Consider the following 11,478-nt stretch of genomic DNA (forward strand, 5'->3'; position numbering starts at 1 on the left):
ATAAATGAGTTTTGTGTCGCTTTTGGCCTTTTTTTAACCGTTCACTTGGTAAAGGCTTATTTTTTAGCAAATTCTCCTTGTCAGCCATCGCCGCATTCGCTAGTATTGCTCGGCCTTCAGTTAGGAGGTCGCTAGCCTTGTTCTTAAAAATAACTTTTTTGAACGGCGCTGGCTCAACAATTAGGAACATAGGTGGAAAAATGTTTACAGTTCTACTTGTGATTTACCTGTTGGCAGCGCTTGGTGTAATTGGCCTAGTGTTGATTCAACAAGGTAAAGGCGCAGATATGGGAGCCTCTTTCGGTGCTGGCGCTTCAAACACTGTGTTTGGTGCTAGTGGCTCAGGAAATTTCCTAACCCGAATGACTGCAATTTTTGCAACTACATTTTTTGTCCTTAGCTTAGTGCTTGGTAATATGTCTACACATAAAACTGAGTCACAGTGGATGGACCCGACTCAAGGTCAGGTTATTCAGCAAGCTGAAGACGCAGTGAGTGAAGTTCCGGCGCAAGGCGACGAGATTCCACAATAATCTGTAAAGATTTGATGCCGAGATGGTGAAATTGGTAGACACGCTAGCATGAGGTGCTAGTGCCTTAGGGTGTGAGGGTTCGAGTCCCTCTCTCGGCACCATGTTTACAAACTTGTAAAACATCTTGTTGGGCGTATAATGCTCGCAAGTCGGACGCGGGATGGAGCAGCTTGGTAGCTCGTCGGGCTCATAACCCGAAGGTCGTCGGTTCAAATCCGGCTCCCGCAACCAATTTTAAGTGCTATATTTAGTCTTGATTGGTAGCAAGTTTGCACAGTGTGAACCTCACTGTGAGTTAAGTGTGATATCGAATGTGATGGCACTTAGCATATAAGGGTCCAGCAACAAAAAACCCCGGCTTATACGGGGTTTTTTGTTATCTAAGCATTTGTAAATGCGTTTAGATAATGTTTGCTTGGAATTTAAATTGGGCTTTGAGCCCTTTTTTTGTTTCTGGAGTGGTTAAATGACTGGTTTAGAAAGACAACTTACTGAAATGCTTGACGCTCCAGTAGCAGCATCAGGTTATGAGTTAGTTGGATTAGAATTTATTCGTGCTGGTGAGCACTCAACGCTACGTATTTACATCGATTCTCCAAACGGCATCAATGTAGACGACTGCGCTGAAGTTAGTCACCAAGTAAGTGCCGTAATGGATGTTGAAGATCCAATTTCAGTGGCTTATAACCTTGAAGTGTCTTCACCAGGTTTAGAGAGACCACTGTTCAAAGCAGAGCATTACCAACAATTTATTGGTCACGAGGTAAGCATCGTTTTGAAAATGGCTGTCGGCAACCGTCGTAAATGGAAAGGTGATATCCAATCTATTGAAGGCGAGACAGTAAAAGTATTAGTTGAAGGACAAGAAGAAGAATTCGTCCTGAGCAATATTGCGAAAGCGAACCTGATCCCTAAATTTTAGTTCTCCTAGAGAGAAGAGCTTAAGAGGCTAGATTAATGAACAAAGAAATTTTGGCGGTAGTAGAAGCTGTTTCTAATGAGAAAGCAGTTCCTCGTGAGCGTATTTTTGAAGCGCTTGAAATCGCGCTTGCAACGGCAACAAAAAAGAAAAGCGAACTAGAAATTGAAGTTCGTGTTGAAATCGACCGTAAAACAGGTGATTTCGAAACTTTCCGTCGCTGGGAAGCTGTTGAAGTTGTTGAAAACCCAACAAAAGAGATTTCTCTTGAAGCGGCTAAGATTGACGATCCAGAGATCGAACTTGGCGGTTTCATTGAAGACGACATCGAGTCAGTAACGTTTGACCGCATTACGACTCAAACTGCGAAGCAAGTTATCGTACAAAAAGTACGTGAAGCTGAGCGTGCTCAAATCGTTGAGCAGTTCATCGATAACGAAGGTGAGCTAGTAACAGGTGTTGTTAAGAAAGTTAACCGTGACACTATCATCCTAGACCTAGGTAACAACGCTGAAGCGGTAATCCTACGTGATGACCAACTTCCTCGTGAAAACTTCCGTCCAGGCGACCGTGTACGTGGTCTTTTATACGCAGTTAAACCAGAAGCTCGTGGCTTCCAGCTATTCATTACTCGCTCTAAGCCAGAAATGCTAGCTGAGCTATTCCGTGTTGAAGTACCTGAGATTGGTGAAGAGCTAATCGAACTTAAAGGTGCTGCACGTGACGCAGGTTCTCGTGCTAAAATCGCTGTTAAAACAAACGACAAGCGCATTGACCCAGTGGGTGCGTGTGTTGGTATGCGTGGTGCACGTGTACAAGCGGTTTCTGGCGAACTTGGTGGTGAGCGTATCGATATCGTTCTTTGGGATGATAACCCAGCTCAGTTCGTAATCAACGCAATGGCTCCAGCTGACGTTGCTTCTATCATCGTTGATGAAGATGCACACTCAATGGACATCGCTGTTGAAGCGGACAACCTAGCACAAGCTATCGGCCGTAGCGGTCAGAACGTACGTCTAGCATCTCAACTAACTGGTTGGGAACTGAACGTAATGACGGTTGAAGACCTTCAGAAGAAACACCAAGAAGAAGCAGTAGCTTCAATTGAAAACTTCATGAAGCACCTAGACATCGAAGAAGACTTCGCTCAACTACTTGTTGAAGAAGGTTTCTCTACACTAGAAGAAGTTGCTTATGTACCAGTAAACGAACTTCTTGAAGTTGATGGCCTAGACGAAGGCATCGTAGAAGAGCTACGTAACCGTGCAAAAGATGCACTAACGACTCTAGCACTTGCGAAAGAAGAGACGTTTGACGGTGTTGAACCAGCTGAAGACTTGCTAGCACTTGAAGGCCTAGAGCGTGAAATGGCTTACAAACTTGCAGCAAAAGGCGTGACAACATTGGAAGACCTAGCTGACCAAGGCGTTGATGAACTAGAAGGCATTGAAGACCTAACTGCAGAACGTGCTGGTGAGCTAATCATGGCTGCACGTAACATCTGTTGGTTCGGCGACGAAGAATAATTCAGCAAGGAGAGAAAGCGGTATGACACAATTAACAGTTAAAGCACTGAGTGAAGAGATTGGTACGCCAGTTGACCGCTTAATTGAACAACTTGCTGATGCAGGCATGAAGAAATCAGGGTCGGATCAAGTAACTGATTCAGAGAAGCAAACATTGCTAACGCACCTTAAAAAGGAGCATGGCGATACTTCTGGTGAAGCAGAGCCGACTCGTTTAACTCTTCAACGCAAGACCCGCAGCACGCTAAGTGTTGCCGCTGGAGGCGGTAAGAGTAAGGATGTTCAAGTAGAGGTACGTAAAAAGCGTACTTACGTGAAGCGCAGCGCTATTGAAGATGAAGCGAAACGTGAAGCTGAGGAAGCAGCGAAGCGTGAAGCGGAAGAGAAAGCACGTAAAGAAGCTGAAGAGCTTGCGAAACGTGAAGCTGCAGAGAAAGCACAGCGCGAAGCTGATGAGAAAGCAAAACGTGAAGCGGATGCAAAACGTGAAGCTGAAGAAAAAGCTCAACGCGCCCAAGCTGAAAAGGCTAAAAAAGACATGAATTCAAAAAATGCAGACGCTAACGCACAAGCGAAAAAAGAAGCGGATGAACTAAAAGCTCGTCAAGAGCAAGAAGCACAGCGTAAAGCTGAAGCTGAAGCGGCGAAGCTAGTTGAAGAAGCTCGTAAACTAGCTGAAGAGAACGAAGCGCGCTGGTCTGAAGAAGAGCAGAAGAAGAAAGAACAAGAGAAGTCTGCGGACTACCACGTGACAACTTCTACTTACGCTCGTGAAGCTGAAGATGCAGCTGACCAGAAAGAAGAAAAAGCGCCTCGTCGTCGTAAAAAGAAAGCAGCTCCAGCTAACCAACCTGGTAACAACCGTGGTGGTCGTAACCAACGTGGTCGTGGTGCTAAAGGTAAGCTTGCTAAACCAACTTCAATGCAGCAAGGCTTCGATAAGTCAGCAACTGTTGCTAAATCTGACGTTGCTATCGGCGAAACTATCGTTGTATCTGAACTGGCTAGCAAAATGTCAGTTAAAGCAACTGAAGTTATCAAAGTAATGATGAAGATGGGCGCTATGGCGACTATCAACCAAGTGATCGATCAAGAAACAGCACAACTTGTTGCTGAAGAAATGGGTCACAAGGTAATCCTACGTAAAGAAAACGAGCTTGAAGAAGCAGTACTAGCCGATCGTGATAACGATGCTATCGCTGAAGGTCGTGCTCCAGTTGTTACTATCATGGGTCACGTTGACCACGGTAAAACATCGACACTTGACTACATTCGTAAAGCACACGTTGCTTCTGGCGAAGCTGGCGGTATCACGCAGCACATCGGTGCTTACCACGTAGATACTGACAACGGCATGATCACTTTCCTTGATACTCCTGGACACGCGGCGTTTACTGCAATGCGTGCTCGTGGTGCTCAAGCGACAGATATCGTTGTACTAGTTGTTGCAGCAGACGATGGCGTAATGCCACAAACAATCGAAGCGATCCAGCACGCGAAAGCGGCAGGCGTTCCTCTGATTGTTGCTGTGAACAAGATCGATAAAGAGGGTGCAAACCCAGACAACGTTAAGAATGAGCTAGCTCAATACGACGTAATCCCTGAAGAGTGGGGCGGTGAGAACATGTTCGTTCACATCTCTGCTAAACAGGGTACAAACATCGATGGTCTTCTAGAGGCAATCCTTCTTCAGTCTGAAGTTCTTGAACTGACTGCAGTTAAAGAAGGCATGGCATCTGGTGTTGTTGTTGAATCTCGTCTTGATAAAGGCCGCGGTCCAGTTGCAACAATCCTAGTTCAGTCTGGTACTCTAAACAAAGGCGACATCGTTCTTTGTGGTCAAGAGTACGGCCGTGTTCGTGCAATGCGCGATGAAAACGGTAAAGAAGTAGCGACAGCAGGTCCTTCTATCCCAGTAGAGATCCTAGGTCTTTCTGGTGTACCAGCTTCAGGTGATGAAGCAACAGTAGTACGTGATGAGCGTAAAGCTCGTGAAGTTGCGAACTACCGTCAAGGTAAATTCCGTGAAGTTAAACTAGCTCGTCAACAGAAAGCGAAGCTAGAGAACATGTTCTCTAACATGGCTGCTGGTGAAGTTGCTGAACTAAACGTAGTACTAAAAGCTGACGTTCAAGGTTCTGTAGAAGCAATCGCTGACTCTCTACTGAAACTATCAACTGAAGAAGTTAAAGTGAACATCGTAGGTTCTGGTGTTGGTGGTATTACTGAAACTGATGCAACACTTGCAGCAGCTTCTAACGCTATCATCCTTGGTTTCAACGTTCGTGCTGACGCAACTGCGCGTAACACGGTTCAGAACGAAAACCTAGATCTACGTTACTATTCAATCATTTACCAACTGATCGACGAAGTGAAACAGGCAATGGGCGGCATGCTTGCTCCTGAATTCAAACAAGAGATCATTGGTCTTGCTGAAGTACGTGACGTATTTAAGTCACCTAAACTTGGCGCGATCGCTGGTTCTATGGTTACTGAAGGCGTAATTAAGCGTAACAACCCAATCCGCGTACTACGCGACAACGTTGTTATCTACGAAGGTGAACTAGAGTCACTTCGTCGCTTCAAAGACGACGTTCAAGAAGTTAAGAATGGTTACGAGTGTGGTATCGGCGTTAAGAACTACAACGACGTACGCGTTGGTGACCAGATCGAAGTATTCGAAATCGTTGAGGTTAAACGTACTCTAGACTAATCGTCTGTACGACTCGACATATTGACTAAGGTTACTAACATTACTAGTAAAGGTAAGAAGTAATCGGTTGTTGAATACACCATGGGGGGCTGGTAATTACCAAGCCCCCCATCTTTCTAAGTGAGAAAAGAAAATGTCAAAAGAATTTAGCCGCACACAACGTGTGTCTCAGCAGCTTCAAAAAGAGCTTGCTCTTATCCTACAACGTGAAGTTCGTGACTCACGTATCGGTATGGTAACGATCTCAGACGTAGAAGTGTCTCGTGACCTTGCGTACGCAAAAGTTTTCGTTACTTTCCTATGTATTGGTGAGCAAACACCTGAATCATGCCTTGCTGCTCTTAAAGAGCACGAAGTGCCAATCCGTATGGCGCTAGGCAAGCGTATTCGTCACCGTCTAACACCTGAAGTACGTTTTACTTACGACAACACACTAGTAGAAGGCATGCGTATGTCTAACCTAGTAAGTGAAGTTCTGAATGACGACAAGCGTAAGCAAGCAGCAGCAGGCCGCACTGACGAAACTCAGTCTAAGGGCGAAGAGTAATGGCTCGCCGTCGTAAAGGTCGCCCTATTAACGGGGTAATTCTGTTAGATAAGCCAACTGGCATTTCATCTAATGATGCACTGCAAAAAGTAAAGCGTATTTACTTTGCAGAGAAGGCGGGGCACACAGGTGCACTGGATCCTCTTGCGACTGGCATGCTGCCAATCTGTCTTGGTGAAGCAACGAAATTCTCTCAGTTTCTTCTAGATTCTGATAAGCGCTACGTTGTGATTGCTAAGCTTGGTGAGCGTACCAATACTTCAGACTCTGATGGTGAAGTGGTTGAAACTCGTGAAGTGAATGTGACTCAAGAGCAACTTGAGCGTTGCATTGAAAGCTTCAAAGGTGAAACTGACCAAGTTCCGTCAATGTTCTCTGCATTGAAGTACCAAGGCAAGCCACTGTACGAGTACGCTCGTGCTGGTATCGAAGTGCCACGTGAATCACGTAAGATCACTGTCTACTCGATTGATCTGCTTCGCTTTGAAGGTGATGAAGTTGAGATGGAAGTGCACTGTTCGAAAGGTACTTACATCCGTACGATCACGGATGACCTTGGCGAAATGCTAGGTTGTGGTGCTCACGTCACCATGCTTCGTCGTACTGGTGTTGCGAAATACCCTTACGAGCGCATGGTAACATTAGAGCAGCTTAACGAGATCTTAGAGCAAGCACAGGAGCAAGATATTGCACCTAAAGAGCTGCTTGACCCGCTATTGATGCCAATGGATACTGCCGTTGAAGATCTACCAGAAGTTAATTTGAATGCGGAACTGACTGACCTAGTTCAGCACGGTATGCCTGTTCAAGTTGCTGGTGCGCCAACAGAAGGTACGGTTCGCATGACAAGCGGTGAAGAAAAGCTGTTTGTTGGTGTTGCTCAGATTGCTGACGATGGTCGAGTTGCACCGAAACGTTTGGTTGTTTTCAGAGATGAAGAGCCACAAGCGTAACGCTGAACATAGCGTTTAGCCTTGAAAAGCGAATCAATAAAATAGAAAGCGAACGCTTAATCTAAGCGCTTCGCTTTTTTCGTTTCTAAGGCCATCGATTGTTATTGCACCAACTGACAAACTTCCCTATAATCCTCGGTTCGCGTAGCGGCTGAATCAGAGATTGGCTGCTACAAATATTAAACTACTCTTATCAGGAGAGAATTATGTCTCTGAATGCAGAAACTAAAGCAGCAATCGTTGCAGAATACGCGCGCTCTGAAGGCGACACAGGTTCACCAGAAGTACAAGTAGCACTACTTACTGCTTCTATCAACCACCTACAAGGTCACTTCAAAGCTCACAAAGGCGATCACCACAGCCGTCGTGGTCTTCTACGTATGGTTTCTAGCCGTCGTAAGCTTCTTGACTACCTGAAAGGTAAAGACCTTTCTCGTTACCAAGACCTAATCAAGCGCCTAGGCCTACGTCGCTAATAGCGATGTCTGCAAAGACTGTTTGAAGAAAAAGGAGCATTTATTGCTCCTTTTTTTGTACCTGAAAGACAGAGTTTGAACTATTTCACGGAGCTTTTTCAGTACGAAAATATCCCTGTATATAAAAATAGTTTATACTATGCCTCGCCTGTACAGCTAACTGTATAGGTATTATACGACCCAGAAGTTACAGTCACAGATGTCGGCCAATAGGTCGCGACTATTCAAAGTGGATGTACGCTGTATTTTTTCGATACAGCGAATAAATTCCGTCTGCTTCGACTAGTCGCGATTGGTGATTTTTGGGTTTCAACTTACTGACTCTAAAGAACAATCTTTGGATAAAGGAAATACAATGTTTGAGAAACCAGTTGTAAAAACGTTTCAGTACGGTAACCACACAGTTACTCTAGAAACTGGCGTTATTGCTCGTCAAGCTACTGCAGCAGTTATGGTAACAATGGACGATACTTCAGTATTCGTATCTGTTGTTGGTAAAAAAGAAGCGGTACAAGGTCAAGACTTTTTCCCTCTAACGGTTAACTACCAAGAGCGTACATACGCTGCTGGTAAAATCCCAGGTGGCTTCTTCAAGCGTGAAGGTCGTCCATCAGAAGGCGAAACACTAACGGCTCGTCTAATCGACCGTCCAATTCGTCCTCTTTTCCCAGATGCATTCAAGAACGAAGTTCAAGTTATCGCTACAGTAATGTCTGTAAACCCAGACGTTCAGCCTGACATGGTAACAATGATCGGTACTTCTGCAGCACTTGCTATCTCTGGTATCCCGTTCAACGGTCCTATCGGTGCAGCACGTGTTGGTCACATCGACGGTCAACTAGTACTTAACCCAAGCAACACTGAGCTAGAAACGTCTAAGCTTGACCTTGTTGTTTCTGGTACTGCTGGCGCGGTTCTAATGGTTGAATCTGAAGCAGACAACCTAACAGAAGAAGAGATGCTATCAGCGGTAGTATTTGGTCACGATCAACAACAAGTTGTTATCAACGCGATCAACGAATTCGCAGCTGAAGTTGCTACTCCTGCATGGGATTGGGTTGCTCCAGAAGAGAACACTGCGCTTAACACTCGCATCGCTGAGCTTGCAGAAGCTAAGCTAGTTGAAGCGTACCAAATCACAGAGAAAATGACTCGTTACGACCGTATCCACGAGATCGCGGCTGAAGTTAACGAAGTACTAGTATCTGAAGATGAAGAAGTGAACCTAAAAGAAGTTCACTCTATCTTCCACGACCTAGAGAAAACTGTTGTACGTCGCAGCATCATCGCTGGTAACCCACGTATCGATGGCCGTGAAAAAGACATGGTTCGTGCACTAGACGTTCGTACTGGCGTTCTTCCACGTACTCACGGTTCTTCTCTATTCACTCGTGGTGAAACTCAAGCTATCGTTACTGCTACGCTTGGTACACAACGTGACGCTCAAATCATCGATGAGCTAACAGGCGAGCGTAAAGACAACTTCCTACTACATTACAACTTCCCTCCATACTGTGTTGGCGAAACTGGTTTTGTAGGTTCTCCTAAGCGTCGTGAAATCGGCCACGGTAAACTAGCTAAGCGTGGTATCGCTGCAGTAATGCCTTCTGTTGATGAGTTCCCATACACAGTTCGTGTTGTATCGGAAATCACTGAATCTAACGGTTCTTCTTCAATGGCTTCTGTATGTGGTACATCTCTAGCACTTATGGATGCTGGTGTTCCAATCAAGTCTTCTGTTGCGGGTATCGCAATGGGTCTTGTTAAAGAAGGCGACGACTTCGTTGTTCTTTCTGACATCCTTGGTGATGAAGACCACCTAGGTGACATGGACTTTAAAGTAGCAGGTACTAACGACGGTATCACTGCACTTCAAATGGACATCAAGATCGAAGGTATCACTAAAGAGATCATGCAAATTGCTCTTAACCAAGCGCAAGGTGCACGTAAGCACATCCTTTCAGTGATGGATGAAGCTATTTCTGGTGCTCGTGAAGAGATCTCTGAATTCGCTCCACGTATCCACACAATGAAAATCAGCTCTGATAAGATCAAAGATGTTATCGGTAAAGGCGGCGCAGTTATCCGTGCTCTTTGTGAAGAAACTGGTACTACAATCGAAATCGAAGATGACGGCACAATCAAGATTGCTGCTACTGAAGGCGCTGCTGCTAAAGAAGCTATCCGTCGTATCGAAGAGATCACAGCTGAAGTTGAAGTTGGCCGCATTTACCAAGGTAAAGTTGCTCGTCTAGCTGACTTCGGTGCATTCGTAACTATCCTTCCAGGTAAAGATGGTCTAGTACACATCTCTCAAATCGCTGACAAGCGCGTTGAGAAAGTGTCTGACTACCTAACTGAAGGTCAAGAAGTTCCAGTTAAGGTTCTTGAGATTGACCGTCAAGGCCGTGTACGTCTGAGCATGAAAGAAGCAGTTGAAACGCCAGCTGAAGGCGAAGCACCTGCTGCTGAGTAATTCTCAGTGTGTCGATAGTAATATCGCTTTTTAGTGATTTTTAACCTATCGTCAACAAAGCATGTTATAAAGGGGAGCATATCGCTCCCCTTTTTAATTGCGGTCATAACAGGAGTAATTATTTGTGAAATGGTTTCAAACCGTGAGTATGTGTTTACTGCTTGTACTAACCGGCTGTGCAACAACATCAGATAACGCCTCAAGTTGGGTTTACCCGCCAATGGCTGTGCCTTTACAACCGAGCGTCCAGCAAGAAGTTCAGATTGCACGTTTGAGTCAGCTACTGCAGCGCCCAGATCTGAATGATGAAGTTAGAGCTAAGATGCTGTTTGAACGTGGTAACTACTACGACAGTGTCGGCTTGAGGGATTTAGCGCGTTTAGACTTTAATCAATCTCTTTCATTGAACCCAGCTCAGCCTGATATCTTCAACCTTTTGGGTGTCTACTTCACGCAAGTAGGGGAGTTTGATGCGGCTTATGAATCTTTCGATTCTACGCTCGAGCTTGATCCTGCTAATTCATATGCAGAGAGAAACCGCGCTATCGCACTCTACTATGGTGAGCGTTACGACTTAGCCAATGAAGAAATGATGAAGCATTACGCCGATGATCCGAGCGATCCATTCCGCGCGCTTTGGTTATACATCATTCAGCATGAGCTAACGCCAGAGCAAGCTAAGCTTGACCTGCAAAAACGCTATGAGAATCATGACGAGCAGTGGGGCTGGGTATTAGTCGCTATCATGCTCGATGACATCACGGAAGAGCAGGCATTCAAAGCTATCTTAACAGGTACTCGTGACAATACGTTGCTTGCACAGCGCTTAACCGAGACATACTTCTATCTGGCTAAGCGTTACCACATGAATGGCGACTACGCGAATGCGATCTCTTTGTATAAGTTATCGGTCTCTTTTAACGTATTTGAATACGTAGAGCATCGTTACTCTTTCTTAGAGTTGAGCCGTATTTTCACTACGCTAAAAGCAGAGCATCTCGCTCAAGCTAAGCTGGCTGAAGCAGAGCAAGAAGCTGATGCTCGCTAAATAGATCATTTTTACTATCAAAGCCGCTGCCAGTCAGCGGCTTTTTTGTGGTTCATCGCGGATTAGCGGGAACTAAAAACAAAAACGGTAGTAAGTGATATGGTTTAGTCGCCAAACAAAAATCATACACAAACTACCGTTTTCATGCCGAATCATACTTTCCTATCTTCATTCTGGGAAGGCTTTAAAATAGTAAAGTCTCACCAGACAGCATCACTTATTACACTGACTCTTAAACCTAACTCTGAGGCTAAATGCCTTTGCGGTCTTGAAGCCGAGGCTATCCA

At 45.1% G+C, this 11,478-nt stretch carries 9 protein-coding genes and 2 tRNA genes; all 11 read left to right on the forward strand.

The window, feature by feature from the left end; genetic code table 11:
- Positions 1–200 precede the first annotated feature (200 nt).
- The gene (gene secG / locus L1D55_RS06185; protein WP_061032508.1) at positions 201–533 is read left to right on the forward strand and encodes a preprotein translocase subunit SecG; all 333 of its coding nucleotides are present in this window, start codon (positions 201–203) and stop codon (positions 531–533) included.
- Between the two features lie 16 nt (positions 534–549).
- Positions 550–634 (forward strand) — tRNA-Leu (locus L1D55_RS06190).
- Positions 635–687: 53 nt separating this feature from the next.
- Positions 688–764 (forward strand) — tRNA-Met (locus tag L1D55_RS06195).
- A 235-nt stretch (positions 765–999) separates the two neighbouring features.
- Positions 1,000–1,455 carry a ribosome maturation factor RimP gene (gene rimP / locus L1D55_RS06200; protein ID WP_004738265.1) on the forward strand — a complete coding sequence of 152 codons (456 nt, stop codon included), beginning with the start codon at positions 1,000–1,002 and terminating at the stop codon, positions 1,453–1,455.
- A gap of 35 nt (positions 1,456–1,490) precedes the next feature.
- Complete coding sequence (nusA, locus tag L1D55_RS06205) at positions 1,491–2,978, forward strand: transcription termination factor NusA (protein WP_239916875.1); 1,488 nt, start codon at positions 1,491–1,493, stop codon at positions 2,976–2,978.
- Between the two features lie 22 nt (positions 2,979–3,000).
- Complete coding sequence (gene infB / locus L1D55_RS06210; RefSeq protein WP_102423937.1) at positions 3,001–5,691, forward strand: translation initiation factor IF-2; 2,691 nt, start codon at positions 3,001–3,003, stop codon at positions 5,689–5,691.
- A gap of 133 nt (positions 5,692–5,824) precedes the next feature.
- Entirely contained in the window at positions 5,825–6,238 is a 414-nt protein-coding gene (gene rbfA / locus L1D55_RS06215) for a 30S ribosome-binding factor RbfA (protein ID WP_239916876.1), read from the forward strand.
- Positions 6,238–7,191, forward strand: a complete 954-nt coding sequence (gene truB, locus L1D55_RS06220; protein ID WP_102423936.1) for a tRNA pseudouridine(55) synthase TruB — start codon at positions 6,238–6,240, stop codon at positions 7,189–7,191. Before rbfA ends, truB begins: the two co-directional genes overlap by 1 nt.
- A 206-nt stretch (positions 7,192–7,397) precedes the next feature.
- Positions 7,398–7,667: a 30S ribosomal protein S15 gene (rpsO, locus tag L1D55_RS06225; RefSeq protein WP_004740633.1), complete on the forward strand. Its 270-nt coding sequence runs from the start codon at positions 7,398–7,400 to the stop codon at positions 7,665–7,667.
- Positions 7,668–8,022: 355 nt separating this feature from the next.
- Positions 8,023–10,143, forward strand: coding sequence for a polyribonucleotide nucleotidyltransferase (gene pnp, locus L1D55_RS06230; RefSeq protein ID WP_004740632.1), 2,121 nt, complete (start codon positions 8,023–8,025; stop codon positions 10,141–10,143).
- Between the two features lie 124 nt (positions 10,144–10,267).
- On the forward strand, positions 10,268–11,191 hold the full coding sequence (gene nlpI / locus L1D55_RS06235) for a lipoprotein NlpI (protein WP_239916877.1): 924 nt from the start codon (positions 10,268–10,270) through the stop codon (positions 11,189–11,191).
- Positions 11,192–11,478: the final 287 nt, after the last annotated feature.

Source organism: Vibrio sp. Isolate22 (assembly GCF_022398115.1).
Classification (GTDB): domain Bacteria; phylum Pseudomonadota; class Gammaproteobacteria; order Enterobacterales; family Vibrionaceae; genus Vibrio.